Origin of the sequence: Streptomyces sparsogenes subsp. cuspidosporus (genome assembly GCF_039532705.1) — a bacterium.
Classification (GTDB): Bacteria; Actinomycetota; Actinomycetes; order Streptomycetales; family Streptomycetaceae; genus Streptomyces; species Streptomyces sparsogenes.
The window spans coordinates 38,749-64,275 of record NZ_BAAASD010000007.1 but is presented as its reverse complement, the minus strand read 5'-3'; the positions used below and the strand labels follow the sequence as shown (position 1 = coordinate 64,275).

The window sequence follows — 25,527 nt, the reverse complement described above, 5'->3', positions numbered from 1 at the left end:
AATCACCTCGTGGCACGCATCGGTGACGGCGGCGACCTGCTCAAGTGCTCGTTCTGCGGGAAGAGCCAGAAGCAGGTGAAGAAGCTCATCGCGGGCCCGGGTGTGTACATCTGCGATGAGTGCATCGATCTCTGCAACGAGATCATCGAGGAGGAGCTCGCCGAGACCTCCGAGGTTCGCTGGGAGGAACTCCCCAAGCCGCGCGAGATCTACGAGTTCCTCGAGGGCTACGTCGTCGGCCAGGAGGCCGCGAAAAAGGCGCTTTCCGTCGCCGTCTACAACCACTACAAGCGGGTCCAGGCCGGCGAGAACAGCGCCCACAACCGCGACGACGGCATCGAGTTGGCGAAGTCCAACATCCTGCTGCTCGGCCCGACCGGCTCCGGCAAGACCCTGCTGGCGCAGACCCTCGCGCGGATGCTCAACGTCCCGTTCGCCATCGCCGACGCGACCGCGCTCACCGAGGCGGGCTATGTCGGCGAGGACGTGGAGAACATCCTCCTGAAGCTGATCCAGGCCTCCGACTACGACGTCAAGAAGGCCGAGACGGGCATCATCTACATCGACGAGATCGACAAGGTGGCCCGCAAGAGCGAGAACCCCTCGATCACCCGTGACGTCTCCGGCGAGGGCGTCCAGCAGGCGCTGCTGAAGATCCTCGAGGGCACCACGGCCTCGGTGCCGCCGCAGGGCGGCCGCAAGCACCCGCACCAGGAGTTCATCCAGATCGACACGACGAACGTGCTGTTCATCGTGGGCGGCGCCTTCGCCGGTCTGGAGAAGATCATCGAGGCGCGGGCCGGCGCCAAGGGCATCGGCTTCGGCGCCACGATCCGCTCCAAGCGCGAGATCGAGGCGAGCGACCAGTTCCAGGAGGTCATGCCGGAGGATCTGGTGAAGTTCGGGATGATCCCGGAGTTCATCGGCCGCCTCCCGGTCATCACCTCCGTCCACAACCTCGACCGCGAGGCGCTGCTGCAGATCCTCGTCGAGCCGAGGAACGCTCTGGTCAAGCAGTACCAGCGGCTCTTCGAACTCGACGGCGTCGAGCTGCACTTCGACCGCCCGGCCCTGGAGGCCATCGCCGACCAGGCGATCCTGCGCGGCACCGGCGCGCGCGGTCTGCGCGCCATCATCGAAGAGGTCCTGATGTCGGCGATGTACGAGGTGCCGTCGCGCAAGGACGTCGCCCGCGTCGTCATCACCGAGGACGTCGTCCACTCCAACGTCAACCCGACGCTGGTGCCCCGCACCCGCGGCGGCGAGCCGGGCGAGCGCCACGAGAAGAGCGCGTAAGAGCCGCCGGAAGGCGCCACAAGACGCGAGGAGGGCCCTGGGAACCCCAGGGCCCTCCTCGCGTCTCGGCGCGTCTCTCAGGCGGGTTTGCGGGTGGCCTTGTAGATGCCCGCGGTCACCTTGGCGAACGCCTCCATGTCGGCGTCGTCCGCGGTCGTGCTGTCCGCGTTGACATCCAGGACCATCGCCGCGTCCGTCTTCTCCGCCCAGGCGCACGCCGGGGCGTAGATCCGGTCGTACATCTTGACGACTTCGCACTCTATGCTCGGCCCGTCCGCGCCCTCGGGCCGGAACTCCTTGCGCTTCTTCTCCACCGTCGGGGAGGCGTCCCCGCCCGAGAAGCCCTTGAACATCTCGTCCCGGACCTTGTCGGGGTCGCTGAACTCCCCGTAGACACCGGAGAAGGCCAGCCCCGAGTTCGCGTCGTCGGCGCGCGTGTACTGGGCCAGCACCGAGGTGGCGCCCTCGGGCATCCGGTCCTGCACGCTGGTGCCCTCGCTCTCCAGGTCCTTGGTGCCCTTGTCCAGCGTGTACGTGCCGTCGTCGAGCGTCTTGGGGGTGACCAGCTTCATCGCCTCGGGCTTGTCGTCGCCCTTGTTGAGCACCACGGCGCCGGTGACGACCGCGCCGACCACCACCAGAGCCGCCGCCGAGATCGCGATGATCTTCGTCTTGTTACGGCCCCCGCCGGGCGCCCCGGGCCCGGGGAAGGGCGGCTGGGGCTGGCCGTACGGCGCGGCCGGCTGCTGGGGATAGCCGTAGCCCGGCTGCTGCGGCGGCTGTTGGGGGTAGCCGTAGCCCGGCTGCGCCTGCGCGTACGGATTGGGCTCCGCGGACGGTTGCTGGGCCCCGCCGTACGGGTTGGGCTGACCGCCCGCGTACGGGTTGGGGCCGGACTGGCCTCCGCCGTAGGGGCCGGGCTGCGGCGGCGGCTGGTTGTAGCTCATGTGTGGGGATTCCCCTCCGGGCTGCGGCCTGTGGACTTCGCTGGGCGGGCGGCTACTTGATCTCCACGCGTACGTCCTTGCGGACCTTTGCCGTGATCTCGGCGGCGGTGTCGATGGACATGCCTCCGCCGGAGAGCGCGGACGACACGTCGGAGATCACCACATAGCCAATGGTGCTGTTGTCGCCCCACATACACAGCGGAATGGTGAAGCTCTTGGTGGCTGACGTGCCACCGGTGAACTTCACGTTTTGGCACTTCATGACGGCGTCGTCAAGGCCGGCCGGAGTCACCTTCTGCGGGCTGCCCACGAGCTCAGCGGTCATGCCGCCACCGGTCGAGGGATCCTGCTCCGCCTCGTCCGCAATCTTTGCGAAGGCGCCATCGACAACCGCTTCGGGATCTTTTACATCCCCCCAGACCCCGTTGAGTTCCATCTGCTTTTGGCTCATTCCTTCGCCGGACTTGTACTTTCCGCTCTCCGGCTTCGGGTTCGTGACGCCGAACCTCTCGAAGTCCTTCGCATCCTGCTCAGTGAGTCCGCCACTACCGACCTTGGTGTACTCGCCAGCCACCGTCTGAGGTGCGGTCAGCTTGTAGCGCTTGCCGTCGTCGGCGACGACCTTCTTGCCGCCGCCCCCGTTGCCGCCGCTGCCGCCCTTGTCGTCGTCCTTGTTGTTGAACAGCAGGAAGCCGCCGACCACCGCGGCCACCACGACCACCGCGCCGATGGCTATCGCCAGGCCCTTCTTGCCGCCGCCGCTCGGCGGGGGCGCCGGCTGGTACGGCCCGGGCATGCCCGGCTGCCCGTACGGCTGCTGGGGCTGGCCGTAGGGGCCGGCCTGCGGCTGCTGCGGGTAGCCGTAGCCGGGCTGGGGCTGCGGGGGCTGCTGCGGCTGGCCGTAGGGGCCCGGCTGGCCGTAGCCGCCCTGCTGGGGGTACCCGCCCTGCTGGGGGTAGCCGTAGCCGGGCTGCCCGGCCGCGCCGCCCTGTCCGTAGGGACCCGGCTGCTGGGGCTGCTGGCCGTACGGGCCCGGCTGGTTGTAGCTCATGTCTGTCCTTCGTTGTGTTGCCGGTTGTCGCCGGCTGTCGATCTAGTTGTCGATCTCGACGCGCGCGTCGTCGCGCACCTTGACGGTGAGGTCCGCGGCCTCGCGCAGTGACATGCCGCCGCCGCCCAGGACCGCGGCCGCCGGATCCACCATCACGGTGACGCCCAAGGTGTCCTTGTCGCCCCAGACGCACGCGGGCGCCTCCACGGATCCCTGATCCGCGGTGAACTTCAACATCTGGCACTTCAGGACGTCCCCGTCGAAGCCCTTCGGCGAGAACTCCTGGGCGCCGCCCTGGGCCTGCGCCGTGCCGTTGTCCTGCAGCGCCTTGACGATGACCGCCAAGGACAGGTCCGCGCCCCGCTTGGGATCGGTCACCTCGCCCCAGACCCCGGTGAACTTCATCATGTTCTTCCCCGAGGACTGGTAGTCGGCCGCCACCAGGTGCGGATCGTTCACGACCGGCACCTGCTGCAGATCCTTCTTGCCGGCCTCGGACAGGTCGTTCTCGTCCGTGCCGGCCCCCTGGCGCTGGTAGTCGCCGGCGACCGTCTTCGGGGTGGTCAGTTTGTACGGGCCGTCCGCGCCCCCGCCGAGCAGGAGCCAGGCCCCGCCGGCCGCGGCCCCCAGGGCCACGATCACCCCCACCGCGATGCCCACGGCCCGGCCCCGGCGGCGGCCGCCACCCGGCGCGGGCGGCTGCGGCTGCGGCGGGGGATAGCCGTAGCCGGACCCCGGTATCTGCTGCGGGGGCGGCGCCTGCTGCTGCGGCGGCTGGGCGTACGGATTCGGCCCGCCGTACTGGCTCGGCTGACCGTAGCCCCCGTACGCACCGCCGGGGGCGCCGTAGCCGCCCTGCGGCTGCCCGCCCGGTTGCTGTCCGCCCTGCGGCGGCTGCCCGCCCTGTGGTTGCCCGTGCTGCTGCGGATAGCCGTAGCCGGGCTGGGCATAGGGATTGTTGGGCACGGGCGGCTGCTGGCCGGCGCCGTACGGACCCGGCTGCGCCCCGTAGGGCCCGGGCTGCGGCGGCGGCTGGTGGTAGCTCATCGTGCCCTCTCCTTGATGCGCATGACAGGTGCGCAACATCCTTCCTGACGCGTCGCCCTCCCTTCGCGGCGGGGCCACAACGGGTTCGTAACGGAGTGCCGCGGCCCTTTAGACTGCGGTCGTGACCGAGAACTCTCAGCAGCGCCCCGACAGAGGGCCCAACAGCCACCCCGAACTGCCGACCCAGTACGCGCCGGCCGATGTAGAGGGGCAGCTGTACGAGCGCTGGGTAGAGCGCGGTTACTTCGAGGCGGACGAGAACAGCGGCAAAGAGCCCTACACCATCGTCATCCCCCCGCCCAACGTCACCGGCTCGCTCCACCTCGGCCATGCCTTCGAGCACACCATCATCGATGCGCTCACCCGGCGCAAGCGCATGCAGGGCTACGAGACGCTGTGGCAGCCCGGCATGGACCACGCCGGCATCGCCACCCAGAACGTGGTCGAGCGCGAGCTCGCCAAGGAGGGCGTCTCCCGCCACGACCTGGGCCGCGAGGCGTTCGTCGAGCGGGTCTGGCAGTGGAAGGCCACCTCGGGCGGGCAGATCTCCGGCCAGATGCGTCGCCTGGGCGACGGCGTCGCCTGGAACCGTGAGCGCTTCACCATGGACGAGGGGCTGTCCAAGGCCGTCCAGACGATCTTCAAGAAGCTCTACGACGACGAGCTGATCTACCGCGCCGAGCGGATCATCAACTGGTGCCCGCGCTGTCTGACGGCCATCTCCGACATCGAGGTGGAGTACGACGACGACGACGGCGAGCTGGTCTCGATCCGGTACGGCGAGGGCGAGAACTCGATCGTCGTCGCCACCACCCGCGCCGAGACGATGCTCGGCGACACCGCGGTCGCCGTCCACCCCGACGACGAGCGCTACCGCCACCTGGTCGGCACCGAGATCGAGCTGCCGCTCACCGGCCGCCGCATCCCGATCGTCGCCGACGAGCACGTCGACCCGGAGTTCGGCACCGGCGCGGTCAAGGTCACCCCGGCCCACGACCCCAACGACTTCGAGATCGGCCAGCGGCACGGGCTGCCGAACCTCACCGTCATGGACGAGCACGCGGTGATCACCGCCCACGGCCCCTTCCAGGGCCTGGACCGGCTGGAGGCGCGCAGCGCCATCGTCGGCGCGCTGCGCGCCGACGGCCGGATCGTCGCCGAGAAGCGGCCATACGTCCACTCGGTCGGCCACTGCTCGCGCTGCAAGACGACCATCGAGCCGCGGCTGTCCATGCAGTGGTGGGTCAAGGTCGGCCCGCTGGCCAAGGCCGCGGGCGACGCGGTCCGCGACGGCCGGGTGAAGATCCACCCGGAGGACATGGCCAAGCGCTACTTCGACTGGGTCGACAACCTCCACGACTGGTGCATCTCGCGCCAGCTGTGGTGGGGCCACCGCATCCCGGTCTGGTACGGGCCGAACGGCGAGGTCGTGTGCGTCGGGCCGGACGAGCAGCCGCCCACCGGCGAGGGCTGGCGCCAGGACAGCGACGTCCTGGACACCTGGTTCTCCTCCGGCCTGTGGCCGTTCTCCACGCTCGGCTGGCCGGAGGACACCGCGAGCCTGCGGAAGTTCTATCCGAACTCGGTCCTGGTCACCGGCTACGACATCCTCTTCTTCTGGGTCGCCCGGATGATGATGTTCGGCCTGTACGCGATGGACGGCACCCCGCCGTTCCACACCATCGCCCTGCACGGCATGGTGCGCGACCAGTTCGGCAAGAAGATGTCCAAGTCCTTCGGGAACGCGGTCAACCCGCTGGACTGGATGGACCGCTACGGTTCGGACGCGGTCCGGTTCACCCTCGCCCGGGGCGCCAACCCCGGCGTGGACGTGCCGATCGGCGAGGACTGGGTCCAGGCCTCCCGCAACTTCGCCAACAAGATCTGGAACGCCACGCGCTTCGCGCTGATGAACGGCGCCACGATCGAGGGCGAACTGCCCCCCGCCGAGCGGCTCTCCGCGACCGACCGCTGGATCCTGTCCCGGCTGAACACGGTGGTCGCCGAGGTCGACGCGTACTACGAGGACTACCAGTTCGCGAAGTTGTCGGACACCCTCTACCACTTCGCGTGGGACGAGGTCTTCGACTGGTACGTCGAGCTGTCCAAGACCACCTTCGCCCAGGGCGGGGCGGCGGCCGATGCCTCCCGGCGGGTGCTCGGCGAGGTCCTGGACGTGATGCTGCGGCTGCTGCACCCGGTCGTGCCGTTCGTCACCGAGAAGCTGTGGACCGCGCTCACCGGCCGCGAGTCCGTCGTCATCGCCGACTGGCCGGCCGACAGCGGCTTCCGCGACGCGGCGGCCGAGCAGGAGATCACCACACTCCAGCAGGTGGTCACCGAGGTCCGCAGGTTCCGGGCCGACCAGGGCCTCCAGCCCGGCCAGAAGGTCCCGGCGCGCCTCGAGCTGTCCGGCACTCCGCTGATGGCCCACGAGGACGCCATGCGGTCGCTGCTGCGGCTCCAGCCGGCCGGTGAGGACTTCACCGCCACCGCCTCGCTGCCGGTCGCGGGCGCGACCGTGGCCCTCGACCTGTCCGGCGCGATCGACGTGGAGGCCGAGCGCAAGCGGCTGGCCAAGGACCTCGCGGCCGCCGAGAAGGACAAGGCGCAGACCACGGCCAAGCTGGGCAACGAGGCCTTCCTGGCCAAGGCGCCCGACCACGTCGTGGAGAAGATCCGGATGCGGCAGTCGACCGCCGAGGCCGACATCGCCCGTATCACCGCCCAGTTGGCGGCCCTGCCCCAGGGCTGACCGCCCACCCGGCGCCGAAGCGCCCCCGCCGCCTCAGCGGAAGGCGCCGGGGGCGCTTCGCTGTGCGCGGGGTCACCACCGTGCTCGGACGGGGCCGCCGGGGTCGCGGGGAATCGTCGGACCTGCCTCGTAGACTGACGTTGTGAGCGAGAGCCCCCAGAAGGAACCCGACGAGTTCGACGAGATCGTCGGAGCCGAGACCGACCGCGACCCCGATCTCGCCGTGATCGAGGCCGGGAGCCGGACGCTGCGCACCCAGTCCGGGCCGCCGCAGGGGGACGGCGTCCCCTCCCGCCCGGCCGACCCTGAGCTGGACCGGGCGCTGCGGGAGGTGGAGGCGGAGCTCGCGGGGCGCTGGCCCGAGACCAAGCTGGACCCCTCGCTGGTGCGCGTCGAGGCGCTGATGGACATCCTCGGCTCCCCGCAGCGCGCGTACCCCTCGATCCACATCACCGGGACGAACGGCAAGACCAGCACCGCCCGCATGATCGAGGCGCTGCTGGGCGCCTTCGAGCTGCGCACCGGCCGCTACACCAGCCCGCATGTGCAGTCGATCACCGAGCGGATCAGCCTGGACGGGGCGCCGATCTCCGCCGAGCGGTTCATCGAGACCTACCGGGACATCCAGCCGTACCTCGACATGGTCGACGCCTCGCAGGAGCACCGGCTCTCGTTCTTCGAGGTGCTCACCGGCATGGCGTACGCGGCCTTCGCGGACGCGCCGGTCGACATCGCGGTCGTCGAGGTCGGCATGGGCGGCACCTGGGACGCCACCAATGTGATCGACGCCGGGGTCGCTGTGATCATGCCGATCTCGCTGGACCACACCGACCGGCTGGGCACCACGCCCGAGCAGATCGCCACGGAGAAGGCCGGGATAGTCAAGCAGGACGCCACGGTCGTGCTGGCGCAGCAGCCCGTGGAGGCCGCGTCCGTGGTCCTCAAGCGCGCGGTCGAGGTGGACGCCACGGTCGCCCGCGAGGGCATGGAGTTCGGCGTGCTCTCCCGCGAGGTGGCGGTCGGCGGGCAGCTGCTGACCCTGCGCGGGCTGGGCGGGGAGTACCCGGAGGTCTTCCTCCCGCTCTACGGGGCCCACCAGGCGCACAACGCGGCGGTGGCGCTGGCCGCCGTGGAGGCGTTCTTCGGCGTCGGCTCGGAGCACGCCCGCGTGCTCGACCTCGACACCGTCCGCACCGCCTTCGCCTCCGTCAGCTCCCCCGGCCGTCTGGAGGTCGTGCGCCGCAGCCCGACCGTGGTCCTGGACGCCGCGCACAACCCGGCCGGCGCGCGGGCGGCGGCCGAGGCGGTCACCGAGGCGTTCGCCTTCAGCCGGCTGATCGGCGTGGTGGGCGCGAGCGGCGACAAGGACGTGCGGGGCGTCCTGGAGGCCTTCGAGCCGATCTTCGCCGAGGTGGTGATCACCCGCAACTCCAGCCAGCGCGCGATGGACGCGGACGAGCTGGCCGCCGTCGCCGTCGAGGTCTTCGGCCCGGACCGGGTGCAGGTCGAGCCGCGGCTGGACGACGCCCTGGAGGCGGCCATCACGCTCGCGGAGGAAGAGGGCGAGTACGCCGGCGCGGGAGTGCTGGTGACCGGATCGGTGATTACGGTCGGCGAGGCCCGGCTGCTCCTGGGAAGGGGCTGATATGCGAACGCTGTGCGCGTCCACCCTGATCGGTGAATTCTTCGTGATCGGCTTCGCGGGCCTGGTGGCCATGAAGACCTCCGGCCTGTCCGCGGCCACGGTGTGGACGGTCTGCGGCGTCGCCATGGCGCTGTGCGTCCTGCTGTGCGGGATGCTCGGCCGCCCCGGCGCGGTGCGGATCGGCTGGGCCCTGCAGATCGGCCTGGTGCTGAGCGGCCTGATCGTCACCACCATGTACGTCCTGGGCGCGGCGTTCGCGGGGCTGTGGTGGGCCTCGGTGCACTTCGGCCGCAAGGTCGACGAGGCCAAGGCGCGCTTCGCCGCCGCCGGTGCTGACACTGCGTAACGTGGCCGTCGTTCACCCATGTAGCCTTCGCGGCACAGCATCACCCGCATGCCACGTTCCTAAGGAGTTCTCGCAGTGACCCAGCGCACGCTCGTCCTTCTCAAGCCCGACGCCGTACGACGCGGACTGGTCGGCGAGATCCTGAGCCGCATCGAGAAGAAGGCGGGCTGGACGATCAGCGCGCTGGAGCTGCGCGAGCTCGGCCGGGACGTCCTGGAGCAGCACTACGCCGAGCATGTGGGCAAGCCGTTCTACGAGCCGCTGGTGGAGTTCATGGCCTCCGGCCCGGTCGTCGCCCTGGTCGTCGAGGGCGAGCGCGTCATCGAGGGCGTGCGGGCGCTGGCCGGGCCGACCGACCCGATCGCCGCGGCGCCGGGCTCCATCCGCGGCGACTTCGGCACCATCGTGCGGGAAAACCTGATCCACGCCTCCGATTCGGAGGAGTCCGCCCAGCGGGAAATCAAGATTTTCTTCCCCGGACTCGCCTGAACCGTCCGCACCCGGCCGGTCCCGGGGGACCGGCCGGGACACGGATGGGGCAACGGTGACCGTTCATCACCTCGTCACCCCGTCTGACCAGGGGCGGCCGTCATTGTTCGGCCGCCCTTCGGCATATGCGGGCCGAACGGGGGAACGCATCCCCGCGACACGACGTCACCATTAGCAGGGGGCGGGCCCGTGTTCTGCTGACAATGGCGGAGGACCCCCGCAGCGTGTTCGAGCGGGCGTGACTACGATGAGAGCTTCCGCGCCTCGCAGCGCACCACATCCTGCCGACCTCAGCAAGCAAACGCTCAAGTGGGAAGGCCTGACGCATCCTCATGGGGAACAACATGTCGTTCATCGGCCGTGACATGGCTGTCGACCTCGGGACCGCCAACACGCTGGTGTACGTCAGGGGCCGCGGGATCGTCCTCAACGAGCCGTCCGTCGTCGCCATCAACACCAACACCGGCGGAATCCTCGCGGTGGGTGCAGAAGCGAAGAAGATGATCGGCCGCACCCCTGGCAACATCGTCGCCGTGCGCCCCCTCAAGGACGGTGTGATCGCCGACTTCGAGATCACCGAGCGGATGCTGCGCTACTTCATCCTGAAGATCCACAAGCGCCGCTACCTCGCCCGTCCCCGGGTCGTCATCTGTGTGCCCTCCGGCATCACCGGCGTCGAGCGCCGCGCGGTCATCGAGGCCTCCACCCAGGCGGGCGCCCGCCAGGTGCACATCATCGAGGAGCCCATGGCCGCCGCCATCGGCTCCGGTCTGCCCGTCCACGAGGCCACCGGCAACATGGTGGTGGACATCGGCGGCGGCACCACCGAGGTCGCCGTCATCTCGCTCGGCGGGATCGTCACCGCCCAGTCCATCCGGGTGGCGGGCGACGAGCTGGACAACGCGATCATCCAGCACATCAAGAAGGAGTACAGCCTTCTGCTCGGCGAGCGCACCGCCGAGAACATCAAGATCACCATCGGCTCCGCCTTCGAGACCGGCGAGGAGGAGCACACCGAGATCCGCGGCCGCGACCTGGTCAGCGGACTCCCGAAGACCGTCGTGATCTCCGCCGCCGAGGTCCGCAAGGCCATGGAGGAGCCGGTCAACGCGATCGTCGACGCGGTCAAGACCACCCTCGACAAGTGCCCGCCCGAGCTGTCCGGCGACGTCATGGACCGCGGCATCGTGCTCACCGGCGGCGGCGCCCTGCTGCGCGGCCTCGACGAGCGGCTGCGCCGCGAGACCGGCATGCCGATCCACATCGCCGAGGACCCCCTGGACTCGGTGGCGCTCGGCTCCGGCAAGTGCGTCGAGGAGTTCGAGGCGCTCCAGCAGGTCCTGGACGCCCAGCCCCGCAGATGACGACCCGCTGAATCCGCCGTACGGGTGGCCGACTTCCCGCCGTCCTCCCGTACGGCGGAGCGGCGGTTCACTGATATACAGGCATATGGCTCCCATGACCGGCAACGCGCAGGAAAACACCTGACGAAGCCGTAACCGGTCCGACTCCGACGAGGAAGGCACGTCGCCGCACGTGAGGGACACACGAGAGAGCCGGCTGCTCCTGGTGCTGCTGGTCGCCATCGCGTTCGCGCTGATCACGGTGGACATCCGCGGCGGCGAGGATTCGCCCCTCGACGGCGCCCGGCAGGCCGCCGCGTCCGTCTTCGGCCCCGTCGAGGACGGGGTCGCGTCCGCGGTCGACCCGATCGGCAACGCCGTGGCGGCCGTACGGGACTCCGACGAGCGGCACGACCGGATCAGCGCCCTGGAGCGGGAGAACGCGGAACTCAAGCAGCGGCTGGGCAGCGACGCCCGCAACCGCGCCCGCGTCGTCGAGCTCGACAAGCTGCGCAAGACCGCCGGCGCCGGCCAGTACGGCATCAAGGGCGCCCAGGTCATCGCCATCGGAGCGGCCCAGGGCTTCTCCTGGACCGTCACCATCGACGTGGGCCGCGACGACGGCATCCGCCGCGACATGACCGTCATCAACGGCGACGGCCTGGTCGGCCGGGTCACCACCGTCGGCCCGTCCACGGCCACCGTCCTGCTGGCCATCGACCCCGACTTCACCGTCGGCACCCGTATGGAGAAGTCCGGTGAACTCGGCTTCGCCACCGGTCAGGGCGACCGCTCGGTGCGCGTCCAGCTCCTCAACGGCAAGGCCAAGATCAAGAAGGGTGACCGGCTGGTGACCTTCGGCTCCCAGGCCAACAAGCCGTTCGTGCCCGGCGTCCCGGTCGGCAAGGTGGTCCGCGTCGACCCCTCCGGCGGCGATCTGACCCGCACCCTGCTGGTGCGCCCGTTCGTCGGCTTCACCAAGCTCGACATCGTCGGCGTCGTCGTCGAGCCGCCCCGCGAGAACCCGCGCGACACCGTGCTGCCGCCCAAGCCCGCCAAGCCCAAGCCGACGCCCACGGTGACCGTCACGGTCAAACCGTCCTCGTCCTCGAGCGCCGCCGCCAACAGGAGCTGACCGATGCTGCGACTGAACCGGGTCCTCCTGTCGACCCTCCTCGTGGTCATCGCCCTGGTCGTGCAGGTCTGCGTGCTCGCCCGGCTGCAACTGCCCGGCGCCGTCCCCGACCTGCTGCTGCTCGTCGTCCTGGGCCTCGCGCTGGTGTACGGCCACACCGGTGGCGCGCTCATCGGCTTCGGCGCCGGCCTGCTCGCCGACCTCGCCCCGCCCGCCGACCACGCCGCCGGGCGCTACGCGCTGGTGCTGTGCGTCATCGGCTATCTCGCGGGCCTCGCCCGGCCCGAGACCGGCCAGCTCAGGTCCGCCACGGGGCCGATGCTCGTGGTCGTCGCGGCCGCCATCGGCAGCACCCTGCTGTACGCGGGCGTCGGCCAGCTCGTCGGCGACGACGCCGCCCGCCATGTGGGCCTCGGCAAGCTGCTGTTCACCGCGGCGCTGTACGACCTGCTGCTGGCCCCCTTCACCGTGCCGCTGATCATGGGGATGGCCAGAAAGAGCGAGAACGACCCGATGGCCGACAGCTCCGGCGGCTCCCGCGTCGGCACCCAGCGCGGCGGCCTCCTGGCGAAGGCCGCGGGCCGGAGCACGGGACGTCTCAAGGGGGTCAAGCGCCTGTGAGCAACGCCCACCCGTCGCCCATCGCCACCCTCGAGGGAGGCGGTACGCGCCATGAGTAACGCCCGCCCGTCGCCCACCGCCACCCTCAAGGGAGGCGCTACGCGCCATGAGTAACATTCCTGAGACCGGGCGGACCCCGCGCGTCACCACCCGGCTCGTCGCCATCCAGATCATCGTCTTCTCGCTGCTGCTCACCCTCGGCGGCCGCCTGTGGTACCTGCAGATCCGCAACGGCGACGAATACACCGCCGAAGCCGCCAACAACCACGTCCAGCAGGTCGTCCACCCCGCCGTGCGCGGCTCGATACTGGACGCCCGCGGCGTGCCGCTCGCCGACAACGAGACCCGTCTGGTCGTCTCCGCCAGCCGCACCGAGCTGATGAAGATGAAGGACAACGGGAAGGCCGTCCTCACCCGCCTCGCGGGCGTCCTGAACATGAAGCCCAAGGACGTCCTGGACAAGGTGCGGCTGTGCGACGCCAAGACGCCCCAGCCCTGCTGGAACGGCTCCCCGTACCAGCCCATCCCCATCACCGACGAGGCCAGCCCCAAGCAGGCCCTGCAGATCCGCGAGCGCGAGGAGGACTTCCCCGGGATAAGCGCGGAGCCGACCGCCGTGCGCCGCTACGCCTCCCCGGGCGACGCCAACGCCGCGCAGGTGCTCGGCTACCTCTCCCCGGTCACCGACGAGGAGATCAAGAAGGCCGAGGACAGCCGGTCCCCGCTGCTGCGCTCCGACCAGGTCGGCCGCAACGGCCTGGAGCGCCAGTACGACGACGAGCTGCGCGGCAAGGCCGGGGTGACCCGCTATGAGGTCGACAACCTCGGCCGGGTCATCGGCCAGGCCGAGAGCCAGCGGGCGCAGCCCGGCGCCAACGTGGTCACCAGCATCGACGCCCGGGTGCAGGCCGTCGCCGAGAAGGAGCTGGACCAGGCGATGAAGGACGCCCGCAAGGAGATGGACCGGAACACGGGCCGCAGGTACGAGGCGGACGCGGGCGCGGTCGTGGTCATGGAGGCGAAGACGGGCCGGGTGGTCGCGATGGCCTCCAACCCGACCTACGACCCGAACGCCTGGGTCGGCGGCATCTCCGGCAAGGACTACAAGAAGCTCACCGGCAAGAAGTCCAACTACCCGCTGCTGAACCGGGCGATCCAGGGCCAGGCGGCCCCCGGCTCGATCTTCAAGGTGGTCTCGAGCACCGCGGCGGTCAACGCCGGATACCCCTTCGACGGCAGCTACAACTGCAGCAGCTCGTTCAACATCGGCTCACAGGTCTTCAAGAACTTCGAGTCCAAGGGTTACGGCCCGATCAGCCTCGGCCGGGCGCTCGAGGTCTCCTGCGACACCGTGTTCTACGACCTCGCGTACAAGCAGTGGCAGAAGGACGGCGGCAACAAGCCCAAGAAGCACCCCGCCGACTGGTTCTACAAGACCGCCCACCAGTTCGGCCTCGGCAAGGAGACCGGCGTCGACCTCCCCAACGAGGTCACCGGCCGGATCCCGGACCGCCAGTGGAAGAAGGACTACTGGAAGGCCAACAAGAACGCCTGGTGCAAGTACGGCAAGAAGGACGGGGACTACGGCCGGCGCATCGCCTACGAGAACTGCCTCGAGGGGATGAAGATGCGCGCCGGTGACTCCGTGAACTACTCCATCGGCCAGGGCGACACGCTCGTCACCCCGATCCAGATGGCCACCATCTACGCCGCGCTCAGCAACGGCGGCACGCTGTACGACCCGACCATCGGCAAGGCGATCATCAGCGCCGACGGCAAGAAGGTCCAGGAGATCAAGCCGAAGTCGCACGGCAAGCTGCCGATGACCCAGCAGACGCGCAGCAAGATAGACAAGGCTCTCGCGGGAGTCGCGACCCGCGGCACCGCCGCCTGGCGATTCGGCGGCTGGCCGCAGGACAAGATCCCGATGCACGCCAAGACGGGTACGGCCGAGGTCTACGGCAAGCAGACGACCTCGTGGTTCGCGACGTACACCAAGGACTACGCGATCGTCATGACGATCTCCCAGGGCGGCACCGGCTCCGGCGCCTCCGGGCCCGCCGTGCGCAACATCTACAACGCCCTCTACGGGGTGGACGCCAAGGGCAACATCGACAACAAGAAGGCGCTGCTGCCCAAGCCCCAGGCGAAGCTCCCCAAGATCGACTCCGACGGCACCATCGAGGCCCAGCCGCTGGGCAAGCCGATCCAGGTGGTCGGAAGGCGGGAAACACAGCAGTGAGCGCTTCGACGCATACGTACACCGCGCGCCGCTTCACCCCCGAGCGCGGCACCTGGGGCAAGCTCATGGCGCGCGACTCGATCGTGCGCCGGCTGGACTGGATACTGCTGCTCGCCGCGCTCGCCCTGTCCGCGATCGGCACCGTCCTCGTCTACTCCGCCACCCGCAACCGCACCGAGCTCAACCAGGGCGACCCGTACTACTTCCTGATCCGGCACGCCATGAACACCGGCATCGGGCTGGTGCTGGCCGTCGGCACGATCTGGCTCGGTCACCGCACCCTGCGCGGGGCCGTGCCCGTGCTGTACGCGCTGTCGGTGCTGCTCGTGCTGGCCGTCCTCACCCCGCTGGGCTCGACCATCAACGGCGCGCACGCCTGGATCGTGATCGGCGGCGGCTTCTCCCTCCAGCCCTCCGAGTTCGCCAAGATCACCATCATTCTGGGGATGGCGATGCTGCTGGCCGCGCGCGTGGACGCGGGGGACCGCGTCAACCCCGACCACCGCACCGTCGTCCAGGCCCTCGGGCTCGCCGCGCTGCCCATCGCGGTCGTGCTGCTGATGCCGGACCTCGGCTCGGTGATGGTCATGGCCGTCATCGTGCTCGCCGTGCTGCTCTCCTCCGGAGCCTCCAACCGGTGGATCGTGGGGCTGATCGGCGCGGCCGTCGTCGGCGCCGTCCTCGTCTGGCAGCTCGGCGTCCTGGACCAGTACCAGATCGACCGCTTCGCCGCCTTCGCCAACCCGGCCCTCGACCCGGCGGGCGTCGGCTACAACACCAACCAGGCGCGGATCGCCATCGGTTCCGGCGGCCTCACCGGCAAGGGGCTGTTCCACGGCACCCAGACCACCGGCCAGTTCGTGCCCGAGCAGCAGACCGACTTCGTCTTCACGGTCGCGGGGGAGGAGCTGGGCTTCCTCGGGGCGGGCCTGATCATCGTGCTGCTCGGCGTCGTGCTGTGGCGCGCCTGCCGCATCGCGCGGGACACCACCGAGCTGTACGGGACGGTCGTGGCCGCCGGGATCATCGCCTGGTTCGCCTTCCAGGCGTTCGAGAACATCGGCATGACGCTGGGCATCATGCCGGTGGCCGGTCTGCCGCTGCCCTTCGTCTCGTACGGCGGGTCGTCGATGTTCGCCGTGTGGATAGCGGTGGGCCTGCTCCAGTCGATCCGGGTGCAGCGCCCCGTATCGGCCTGAGGCACGGGGTCCGCACGGGCCTGCCCTCCTGGTCCGGCCTGCTGGTCTGCCCTCCAACGCCGCAGGGCAGTACATTCGCGTCATGGCGGACACCGTGCGTGAGATCGAGCGCAAGTACGAGGTCCCCGACGGCGGCCGGCTCCCGGACCTGACCGGGGCCGCCGGGGTCGCGGAGGTGGTGGACCGGGGCACGGCCACCCTGGACGCCACGTACTACGACACCGCCGACCAGCGGCTCGCGGCCCACGGCGTCACCCTGCGCCGCCGCACCGGCGGCGGCGACGCGGGATGGCACCTCAAGCTGCCGGCCGGGCCGGACGCCCGGGACGAGATCCGCGCCCCGCTGTCCGACACCCTGCCCGCCGAACTCGCGGCCCTCGTACGCTCCCGCGTCCGCGACGCGGAACTCGTGCCCCTCGTCCGCCTGCTGTCCGAGCGGGACGTCCGGCACCTCGTGGACGCCCACGGAGCCCTGCTCGCCGAGCTGTCCGCCGACCGGGTCACGGCGCGCCGCCTCACCCCGGAGCCGGGCGAGCCGGTGCGGTGGACGGAGGTCGAGGTGGAGCTCGCCCCGGGCGGCGACCCGGCGCTCCTCGACGCGCTCGAGTCGCACCTGACCCGGGGCGGGGTGCGCCGCGCGGCCGCCGCGTCCAAGCTGGCCAGGGCCCTGGCCGAGACCGCCGACCCGGCCGGGGCAGAGGAGAAGGCGGGGGCGAAGGCCGGGGCTGAGGCGGGCGCGGCCGCCGGGGCCACGGCCGGCGACACCGTCCTCGACTACGTCCGCGCCCAGATCGCCGCCGTCGTCGCGCTCGACCCCGCCGTACGCCTGGACGCGCCCGACGCCGTCCACCGCATGCGCGTCGCCACCCGCCGGCTGCGCAGTGCCTTCCGCTCCTTCCGCAAGGTTTTGGACCGGGCCGCCACCGACCCCCTCGCCGACGAGCTGAAATGGCTGGCCGGGGAGCTCGGCATCGACCGGGACCGCGAAGTGCTCACCGCCCGGCTGGAAGAGCGGCTGCGCGAACTCCCGGACGATCTGCGCGCCGGTCCCGTGGCCGCCCGGCTGAGCGCCTGGGCGCGGGAGCGCCGGGGCGGGACCCGCGACCGGCTCCTCGGCGTCCTGGACGGGGACCGCTGTCTCGCCCTCCTGAACGCCCTCGACGCGCTCTCGGCCGACCCACCGCTGCGCCCCGCCGCCGCCCGGCCGCCCGAGGACGTGCTCGTCGAGGCCGTGGAGCGCGACTACCGGCGGCTCGCCGCCCTCGTCACCACCGCTCTCGCCGCTCCTCCCGGGCAGGACCGGGACCTCGCCATGCACGAGGCGCGCAAGGAGGCCAAGCGCGCCCGCTACGCCGCCGAGGCCGCCCGCCCCGCGCTGGGCCGGCCGGCGAAGGCGTTCGCGGACCTCATGACCGGGCTGCAGGATCTGCTCGGCGACCACCAGGACAGCTGTGTCGCGCGCCGGGCGCTGCGCGAGCTGGCCGAGCAGGCGCACGCCGCCGGGGAGAGCGCCTTCGCCTTCGGTGTCATGTACGGGCGGGAGGAGGCCCTGGCGGCCCGGCGGGAGGCGGAACTGCCCGCGCTCTGGGCCGAGGCGTCCCGCGAGAAGCACCGGGCGGCACTGCGGCGCCGGCCCCGCCGCCCCGCCTCGCGGCGGTGACGCGGTGAGGCCCGGGCGAGCGTCAATCGGTGTCCGCCGGGCGGGTTAGGCTTGAGGGTCACCCCTGTCAGCTCACGAAGGTCTCCCGGATGTCTGTCGAGTCGGTCTTCCCACAGCTCGAGGCCCTGCTCCCGCATGTGCAGAAGCCGATCCAGTACGTAGGCGGGGAGCTGAACTCCACCGTCAAAGATTGGCAGAGCTGCGACGTCCGCTGGGCGCTCATGTACCCGGACGCGTACGAGGTCGGCCTGCCCAACCAGGGCGTCATGATCCTTTACGAGGTGCTGAACGAGCGCGAGGGCGTGCTCGCCGAGCGCACGTACAGCGTCTGGCCGGACCTCGAAGAGCTGATGCGCGAGCACAAGGTGCCGCAGTTCACCGTCGACTCGCACCGCCCGGTCGCGGCGTTCGACGTCTTCGGCATCTCCTTCTCCACCGAGCTGGGCTACACCAACATGCTCACCGCGCTCGACCTGGCGGGGATCCCGCTGGACGCCGCGGACCGCGGCGACGACCACCCCATCGTGGTCGCCGGTGGCCACGCCGCGTTCAACCCCGAGCCGATCGCGGACTTCATCGACTGCGCGGTGATCGGCGACGGCGAGCAGGCCGTCCTGGAGATGACCGAGATCATCCGCGCCTGGAAGGCCGAAGGCCGCCCCGGCGGCCGGGACGAGCTGCTGTTCCGGCTCGCCCGCACCGGCGGCGTCTACGTGCCGAAGTTCTACGACGTGGAGTACCTGCCCGACGGCCGGATCGCCCGCGTCGTGCCGAACCGCTCCGGCGTGCCGTGGCGGGTGTCCAAGCACACCGTCATGGACCTGGACGAGTGGCCGTACCCGAAGCAGCCGCTGGTGCCGCTCGCCGAGACGGTCCACGAGCGGATGTCCGTGGAGATCTTCCGCGGCTGCACCCGCGGCTGCCGCTTCTGCCAGGCGGGCATGATCACCCGCCCGGTGCGCGAGCGGTCCATCACCGGCATCGGCGAGATGGTCGACAAGGGCCTCAAGGCCACCGGCTTCGAGGAGGTCGGCCTGCTGTCCCTGTCCTCGGCGGACCACACCGAGATCGGTGACATCGCCAAGGGCCTCGCCGACCGCTACGAGGAAGACAAGATCGGGCTGTCGCTCCCCTCGACCCGGGTCGACGCCTTCAACATCGACCTCGCCAACGAGCTCACTCGCAACGGCCGCCGCTCCGGCCTCACCTTCGCCCCCGAGGGCGGCAGCGAGCGCATCCGCAAGGTCATCAACAAGATGGTCTCGGAAGAGGACCTGATCAGGACCGTCGCCACCGCCTACGGCAACGGCTGGCGGCAGGTGAAGCTGTACTTCATGTGCGGCCTGCCCACCGAGACCGACGAGGACGTGCTGCAGATCGCCGACATGGCGACGAAGGTCATCGCCAAGGGCCGCGAGGTCTCCGGCAAGAACGACATCCGCTGCACCGTCTCCATCGGCGGCTTCGTCCCCAAGCCGCACACCCCCTTCCAGTGGGCGCCGCAGCTCAGCGCCGAGGAGACCGACGCGCGCCTGGAGAAGCTGCGCGAGAAGATCCGCGGCGACAAGAGGTACGGCCGGTCCATCGGCTTCCGCTACCACGACGGCAAGCCCGGCATCGTCGAGGGCCTGCTCTCCCGCGGCGACCGCCGGGTGGGCGCGGTCATCCGCGCCGTCTACGAGGACGGCGGCCGCTTCGACGGCTGGCGCGAGCACTTCAGCTACGACCGCTGGATGGAGTGCGCCGAGCGCACCCTTCCCGAGTTCGGCGTGGACGTCGACTGGTACACCACCCGCGAGCGCGGCTACGAGGAGGTCCTGCCCTGGGACCACCTCGACTCCGGCCTCGACAAGGACTGGCTCTGGGAGGACTGGCAGGACGCCCTCGACGAGACCGAGGTCGACGACTGCCGCTGGACCCCGTGCTTCGACTGCGGCGTGTGCCCGCAGATGAGCACCGAGATCCAGATCGGACCGACCGGCAGGAAGCTGCTGCCGCTGTCGGTCGTCAAGTAACCCCCGGCCCGACAAGTACGCTGGAAGAGGCACGGGCCGCGCACCCGCCCGGGTGAGCGCCCGGCCACCGACGTACGACAGCCGTCAGTCAGCGGCGTAGTCAGCCGCGTCGGACAGCGGCGTCAGACAGCAAGGAGAAGGACCCCTGGGCAAGCGACAGCCCGAAGGCCCGCCGCCCGCACCCGCGGTGCAGCGCATCCGTTTGCGCTACACCAAGCGCGGCCGCCTCCGGTTCACCAGCCACCGCGACTTCCAGCGCGCCTTCGAGCGGGCGCTGCGCCGCGCCGAGGTGCCCATGGCGTACTCGGCGGGGTTCACCCCGCACCCCAAGGTGTCGTACGCCAATGCCGCACCCACCGGCACGGGCAGTGAGGCCGAGTACCTGGAGATCCAGCTCACCGAGGCGCGCGACCCCGAGAGGCTGCGGGAACTCCTCGACGAGTCGCTGCCCGACGGCCTCGACGTCATCGACGCCGTCGAGGCCCGCACCTCGGGTCTGGCCGACCGGCTGCAGGCCTCCGTCTGGGAGATCCGGCTCGACGGAGTCGCCCCCGAGGAGGCCGAGCGAGCCGCCGCCGCCTTCCTCTCGGCCGAGAAGGTCGAGGTCGAGCGCATGACGAAAAACGGGTTGCGGACCTTCGACGCGCGTGCCGCGGTGGCCCGGCTCGAGGCCCTCCCCGCGCCGGTCGATAGGCCAGGGCACCCCGGCTGTGCGATACTGCGGCTGGTGGTACGGCATCTGACACCTGCCGTACGACCCGACGACGTCCTGTCCGGTCTCCGCGCTACGGCCGACCTGGCGCCGCCGGTCCCCGCAGCGGTGACCAGGCTGGCGCAGGGGCTGCTCGATGAGGAGTCCGGCACGGTGACCGACCCGCTCGCGCCCGATCGCGAGGCAGCACCGGCCGCCCCACCCACGGCCGCCGGGCTGACCGCCGCGATGGCGCCGGGAGGTTCCGCGTAGGACCGCCGTCGATGCGCCGCCGATCGCACCAGGGAGCCACCCGGGTCCGGCAGGCGCACTGACCAGGAGACTTTCGCCGGTCCGGGCATTTCCGGTCCCGGCGAGCGAGACGACAGCTCCCGTGCGGCGCCCGCGCCGCGGGCGGCGGCGAACGCGCACAGCGCGGATTGCCGCCGGACGCAGACGCGGCGCCCGGGAGCGTGACGGGAGAAACGCCCGCATGCTCGAGCCCATTGAGCCGATCGAACCTATCCAGCCGCTGGGACAGGCCGCTCCGCGCGCCGTCGCCCCCAGGGACACCACCGAGAACAACTCGCCCAGCGACACGCTGCCGCCGCGCCGCCGGCGCGCGGCCTCCCGCCCGGCCGGCCCACCCACGGGGGCGCTGGGCGACGAGGCCCAGGCCGCGGCTCCGGCCATACCGGCCACCCAGTCCACCGACCCGGAGGCCCCTGCCGCGCAGGCCGCGGCGGCCGCCGACGAGCCGGTGCCCGCGCCGCGGACGCGCCGTCGCACGACCCGCAAGGCGACGGCCCCGGCGGGCTCGCCGGAGAAGGCCGGGACCACACCCGAGACGGTGGTCGCCGCGGCGGAGCCCGGCTCCGCCGCCGAGGACGCCGCACCGGCGGAAGAGCCGGTGCCCGCGCCGCGGACGCGCCGTCGCGCGACCCGCAAGGCGACCGCTCCGGCGGGCGCGCCGGAGGGCGCTGAGACCGTGGTCGCCGCGGAGCCCGCTGCGGAGCCCGCCACTGGGGCGGACGAGACTCCTGAGGCCGAGGAGACGGCCGAGGTCGCCGCGCCGGCGCGCAAGCGCCGCCGTGCGACGCGTCAGGCGTCCGCTCCGGCGGCTGCGTCGGAGGGCGCTGAGACCGTGGTCGCCGCCGAACCCGCCGTCGAGCCCGCTGCTGAGGCCGAAGAGGCCGAAGAGGCGGATGCGGCGGCTGATGAGCAGCCAGCCGAGGCGGAGGAGGCCGCCGTGCCGGCCCGCAGGCGCCGTCGCGCGACGCGCCGGGCATCCGCTCCGGCGGGTGCGCCGGAGGCCGCCGAGCCCGACGAAGCGGAAGCCGAGGCGGACGCGGAGGACGAGGCCGCCGAGGCCGTGTCGGAGCCCGCCGCCGTGGAGGCCGCCGGGACCGCTGAGCCCGCCGAGCCGGTGCGCCGGCGTCGTCGGGTGACGCGCAAGGCGACCGCCCCGGCCGGCCCGCCGCCCGCCGCCGGCGAGGAGACCTCGCAGCCCGCCCCGGCGGGCGGGACCGTGAGCGCGACCGCCGAGACCGACGCCGCCGCGCAGGCCGCCGCGACCGAGTCCGGAGCCGAGGCGGCGGAGGAGCCCGCGCAGCCCGCGCGCCGTACCCGCCGCCGGGCGACCCGTAAGGCGACCGCCCCGGCGGGCGCGCCCGAGGCCGAGGCAGAGGAGACCGCCGAAGCCCCCACCACGCAGCCCACCACGCAGCCCGCCGAGGAGCCGGCCGCCGAGGGCGCCGCCGCGTCCGAAGCCGCCGCGCGGGCCGCCGAGGCCACGGCGCGCGCCCGTACCCGCCGCCGGGCGACCCGTGCCGCTGCCGCCGACGAGTCGGCCGAGGCCGCGCCGCAGGCAGCGAGCCCGCGGGCCGAGGCCCCGCAGCCGGCCGAGGCCGAGCCGGAGGCCCCGGCCAGGACGCGGCGCAGGGCGGTGCGCCCGCCGACCGCCGTGTTCCAGGCGCCGGTGTTCACCGAGCCGGTGTTCCAGACGCCGGAGAGCGCGGCTCTGGCCGCCGCCGCGGCCGCCGCGGAGGCGGCCGAGGCGGAGGAGACGGAAGACACGGAGGACACGGAAGCGTTCGAGGCCGCCGAGCCGGCGGCGCCCGCCGGCGCGCGCCGCCGGCGCCGTCGCCGGGGCGAGCCGTCCGAGGACCAGGCCGCGCAGGCCGAGGCGGAGGAGGCGGCCGAGACCGCCGAGGAGGCCGAGTTCGGCGAGGGCGAGCACGGCGACGAGGAGTCGGGCGACCGCCCGTCCCGCCGCCGTCGCCGGGGCGGGCGGCGCCGCCGCCGTGGCGAGGCCGCGGAGGCCGAGAGCGCCGAGGGCGAGTCCGGCGAGCGGTACGAGGACGAGCAGCCGGGCGAGACCGAGGGCGAGCAGGCCACCGGTGAGGCCGGGGGCGAGGAGGCCGACGAGGCCGACGAGTCGGGCGCGGCCGGCTCCAGCAGCAGCCGTCGTCGCCGGCGCCGCCGCCGGCGCAGCGGGGACGCCGCCGAGGTCGAGGCGGGCGACGACCCGGAGCGCACGGTCGTCAAGATCCGCGAGCCGCGCGAGCGGCGTGCCAAGGAGGCGGAGTCCGGCGCCGACGAGGTGCAGTCGATCAAGGGCTCGACGCGTCTGGAGGCGAAGAAGCAGCGCCGCCGCGAGGGCCGCGAGCAGGGCCGCCGCCGGGTGCCGATCATCACGGAGGCCGAGTTCCTGGCCCGCCGCGAGGCGGTCGAGCGGGTGATGGTCGTCCGGCAGAACGGCGAGCGCACCCAGATCGGCGTGCTGGAGGACAACGTCCTCGTCGAGCACTTCGTCAACAAGGAGCAGTCGAACAGCTACGTCGGCAACGTCTACCTGGGCAAGGTGCAGAACGTCCTGCCGTCGATGGAGGCCGCCTTCGTCGACATCGGCAAGGGCCGCAACGCCGTGCTGTACGCGGGCGAGGTCAACTTCGAGGCGCTGGGTCTCGCCAACGGCCCGCGCCGCATCGAGACCGCCCTCAAGTCCGGCCAGTCCGTCCTGGTCCAGGTCACCAAGGACCCGATCGGCCACAAGGGCGCCCGGCTGACCAGCCAGGTCTCCCTTCCCGGCCGCTACCTGGTGTACGTGCCCGAGGGCTCGATGACCGGCATCAGCCGCAAGCTGCCGGACACCGAGCGCGCCCGCCTGAAGCAGATCCTCAAGAAGATCGTCCCCGAGGACGCGGGCGTCATCGTCCGCACCGCGGCCGAGGGCGCGAGCGAGGAGGAGCTGGCCCGCGACGTCAAGCGGCTCCAGGCGCAGTGGGAGGAGATCCAGAAGAAGGCGAAGAGCGGCAGCGCCCCCACGCTGCTGTACGGCGAGCCGGACATGACCGTCCGGGTCGTCCGCGACATCTTCAACGAGGACTTCTCGAAGGTCATCGTGAGCGGTGACGGCGCCTGGGAGACGATCCACGGATACGTCTCGCACGTCGCGCCGGACCTCGCGGACCGGCTGCAGAAGTGGACGTCGGACGTCGACGTGTTCGCCACGTACCGGATCGACGAGCAGCTGATGAAGGCGCTGGACCGCAAGGTGTGGCTGCCCAGCGGCGGCTCCCTGGTGATCGACCGGACCGAGGCGATGGTCGTGGTCGACGTCAACACCGGCAAGTTCACCGGCCAGGGCGGCAACCTGGAGGAGACGGTCACCAGGAACAACCTGGAGGCGGCCGAGGAGATCGTGCGCCAGCTGCGGCTGCGCGACCTCGGCGGCATCATCGTGATCGACTTCATCGACATGGTGCTGGAGTCCAACCGGGACCTGGTGCTGCGGCGCCTCCTGGAGTGCCTGGGACGCGACCGTACGAAGCACCAGGTGGCCGAGGTCACCTCGCTGGGCCTGGTCCAGATGACCCGCAAGCGGGTCGGCCAGGGCCTGCTGGAGTCCTTCTCCGAGTCCTGTGTGCACTGCAACGGCCGTGGTCTGATCGTCCACATGGACCAGCCGGCCGCGGTCGGCGGCGGTGGCGGCAAGCGCAAGAAGAAGAAGGGCGCGGTCGCCGGTCAGCAGCCCGAGATCGAGCAGGCGCCGGAGGTGGCGGAGGCCGCCGAGACGGCCGAGGCTGTGGAGGCGGCCGAGGCCGTGGAGGCCGAGCCGGAGACGGTGGCCGAGGCCGCGGCCGAGGCGACGGAGCACCGCACCGCGCCAGAGCCGGTGACCTTCGCCGCCGACGAGGAGCTGTACAGCAGCGCCGCCGAGGCCGAGGCGGCCGCCACCCGTGGCCGTACGCGGCGCCGGGCGACCCGGAAGGTGTCCGCCCCGGCGGGCGCCCCGAAGGCCGCCCGGCAGGCGGAGGCGGCCGTGGTCGTCGTGCCGGCCGAGGAGCCGAAGGAGGCCCCGGCGGAGGAGCCGAAGCCGGAGGCGGCGGCCGAGCCGGCCCCCGAGCCGGTGCCGGCGCCCCGTACCCGCCGCCGGGCGACCCGGAAGGTGACCGCTCCCGCGGGCTCGCCGTCGGGCTCCGCGGAGGCGGCCGTGGTGGTCGTCAGCGCGCCTGCCCAGGACTCCGCTCCGGAGCCCGAGGCCGCGCCGGAAGCCGCCCCGCAGCCCGCCCTGGAGCCGGAGGCGGCCCCGGAGCCGGCGGCGGCCGTGAGCGAGCCCGAGGAGGCCCCCGAGGCCCCCGAGGCCGCGCCGGAAGCCACCCCCGAGGGCGCGGCCGAGCCGGCCGAGCCGGCCGAGCCGGAGGCGGCGGCGGCCAAGAAGACGGCGGCGAAGAAGACGGCCCGCAAGGCCGCCAAGAAGGCGCCGGCGAAGAAGGCGGCGGCCAAGAAGACGGCGGCGAAGAAGACCACCGCCAAGAAGACCGCCGCGAAGAAGACGACGGCCAAGAAGTCGGCGGCCAAGAAGACCGCGGCGGCGGAGCAGCAGACGCCGTCCTCGGTCTCGGCCTCCACCGACGACTGACCGCGCGGCCGGACCGGGGCCGGAGCGCGGGGGCGCCCACCCACACACCAGGGTGGGCGCCCCGCCCCGGCCCCGGTTTGACCGCCTGGTCCCGGCCCCGTAACCTTGACCGTCGGCGTTT

At 71.8% G+C, this 25,527-nt stretch carries 17 protein-coding genes; 14 read left to right on the top strand and 3 right to left on the bottom strand.

Translation table 11 applies throughout. The features are described from left to right. Positions 1-9 precede the first annotated feature (9 nt). The gene (clpX, locus tag ABFY07_RS11415; RefSeq protein WP_065959338.1) at positions 10-1,296 is read left to right on the top strand and encodes an ATP-dependent Clp protease ATP-binding subunit ClpX; all 1,287 of its coding nucleotides are present in this window, start codon (positions 10-12) and stop codon (positions 1,294-1,296) included. Positions 1,297-1,373: 77 nt separating this feature from the next. On the opposite strand, the gene ABFY07_RS11410 is transcribed toward clpX, so the two are convergent. From ABFY07_RS11410 to ABFY07_RS11400, 3 genes are read right to left on the bottom strand one after another with little or no spacing between them, the layout of a single operon-like run. Continuing rightward, complete coding sequence (locus ABFY07_RS11410) at positions 1,374-2,243, bottom strand: hypothetical protein (protein ID WP_346174373.1); 870 nt, start codon at positions 2,241-2,243, stop codon at positions 1,374-1,376. Positions 2,244-2,295: 52 nt separating this feature from the next. Continuing rightward, positions 2,296-3,294: a hypothetical protein gene (locus tag ABFY07_RS11405; protein WP_346174372.1), complete on the bottom strand. Its 999-nt coding sequence runs from the start codon at positions 3,292-3,294 to the stop codon at positions 2,296-2,298. A gap of 42 nt (positions 3,295-3,336) precedes the next feature. After that, positions 3,337-4,341 carry a hypothetical protein gene (locus tag ABFY07_RS11400; RefSeq protein ID WP_346174371.1) on the bottom strand — a complete coding sequence of 335 codons (1,005 nt, stop codon included), beginning with the start codon at positions 4,339-4,341 and terminating at the stop codon, positions 3,337-3,339. A gap of 121 nt (positions 4,342-4,462) precedes the next feature. Here ABFY07_RS11400 and ABFY07_RS11395 point away from each other — a divergent pair, with 121 nt between their 5' ends. The 13 genes from ABFY07_RS11395 to ABFY07_RS11335 all read left to right on the top strand — a co-directional run bounded on the left by ABFY07_RS11395 (position 4,463) and on the right by ABFY07_RS11335 (position 25,406). After that, positions 4,463-7,096, top strand: coding sequence for a valine--tRNA ligase (locus ABFY07_RS11395; RefSeq protein ID WP_346174370.1), 2,634 nt, complete (start codon positions 4,463-4,465; stop codon positions 7,094-7,096). A 142-nt stretch (positions 7,097-7,238) separates the two neighbouring features. Continuing rightward, on the top strand, positions 7,239-8,741 hold the full coding sequence (gene folC, locus ABFY07_RS11390; protein WP_346174369.1) for a bifunctional tetrahydrofolate synthase/dihydrofolate synthase: 1,503 nt from the start codon (positions 7,239-7,241) through the stop codon (positions 8,739-8,741). Between the two features lies 1 nt (position 8,742). Beyond that, positions 8,743-9,087 (top strand): DUF4233 domain-containing protein, encoded by a 345-nt coding sequence (locus tag ABFY07_RS11385; RefSeq protein ID WP_346174368.1) that lies wholly within the window; start codon positions 8,743-8,745, stop codon positions 9,085-9,087. A gap of 75 nt (positions 9,088-9,162) precedes the next feature. Beyond that, complete coding sequence (gene ndk, locus ABFY07_RS11380) at positions 9,163-9,576, top strand: nucleoside-diphosphate kinase (protein WP_065959326.1); 414 nt, start codon at positions 9,163-9,165, stop codon at positions 9,574-9,576. Between the two features lie 344 nt (positions 9,577-9,920). After that, positions 9,921-10,940 (top strand): rod shape-determining protein, encoded by a 1,020-nt coding sequence (locus ABFY07_RS11375; protein ID WP_065959322.1) that lies wholly within the window; start codon positions 9,921-9,923, stop codon positions 10,938-10,940. Between the two features lie 172 nt (positions 10,941-11,112). Then, positions 11,113-12,054 carry a rod shape-determining protein MreC gene (gene mreC / locus ABFY07_RS11370; protein ID WP_065959317.1) on the top strand — a complete coding sequence of 314 codons (942 nt, stop codon included), beginning with the start codon at positions 11,113-11,115 and terminating at the stop codon, positions 12,052-12,054. 6 nt (positions 12,055-12,060) lie between these two features. Next, the gene (mreD, locus tag ABFY07_RS11365; RefSeq protein ID WP_065959371.1) at positions 12,061-12,675 is read left to right on the top strand and encodes a rod shape-determining protein MreD; all 615 of its coding nucleotides are present in this window, start codon (positions 12,061-12,063) and stop codon (positions 12,673-12,675) included. A gap of 106 nt (positions 12,676-12,781) precedes the next feature. Continuing rightward, the gene (gene mrdA, locus ABFY07_RS11360; RefSeq protein ID WP_346174367.1) at positions 12,782-14,917 is read left to right on the top strand and encodes a penicillin-binding protein 2; all 2,136 of its coding nucleotides are present in this window, start codon (positions 12,782-12,784) and stop codon (positions 14,915-14,917) included. A gap of 65 nt (positions 14,918-14,982) precedes the next feature. Beyond that, positions 14,983-16,116 carry a rod shape-determining protein RodA gene (gene rodA / locus ABFY07_RS11355; protein WP_245737910.1) on the top strand — a complete coding sequence of 378 codons (1,134 nt, stop codon included), beginning with the start codon at positions 14,983-14,985 and terminating at the stop codon, positions 16,114-16,116. Positions 16,117-16,198: 82 nt separating this feature from the next. Then, the gene (locus ABFY07_RS11350; protein ID WP_346174366.1) at positions 16,199-17,776 is read left to right on the top strand and encodes a CYTH and CHAD domain-containing protein; all 1,578 of its coding nucleotides are present in this window, start codon (positions 16,199-16,201) and stop codon (positions 17,774-17,776) included. A gap of 89 nt (positions 17,777-17,865) precedes the next feature. Next, entirely contained in the window at positions 17,866-19,791 is a 1,926-nt protein-coding gene (locus ABFY07_RS11345; protein ID WP_346174365.1) for a TIGR03960 family B12-binding radical SAM protein, read from the top strand. Between the two features lie 187 nt (positions 19,792-19,978). Next, positions 19,979-20,755 carry a TIGR03936 family radical SAM-associated protein gene (locus ABFY07_RS11340; protein WP_346174364.1) on the top strand — a complete coding sequence of 259 codons (777 nt, stop codon included), beginning with the start codon at positions 19,979-19,981 and terminating at the stop codon, positions 20,753-20,755. 220 nt (positions 20,756-20,975) lie between these two features. Next, positions 20,976-25,406, top strand: coding sequence for an Rne/Rng family ribonuclease (locus ABFY07_RS11335; RefSeq protein ID WP_346174363.1), 4,431 nt, complete (start codon positions 20,976-20,978; stop codon positions 25,404-25,406). Positions 25,407-25,527: the final 121 nt, after the last annotated feature.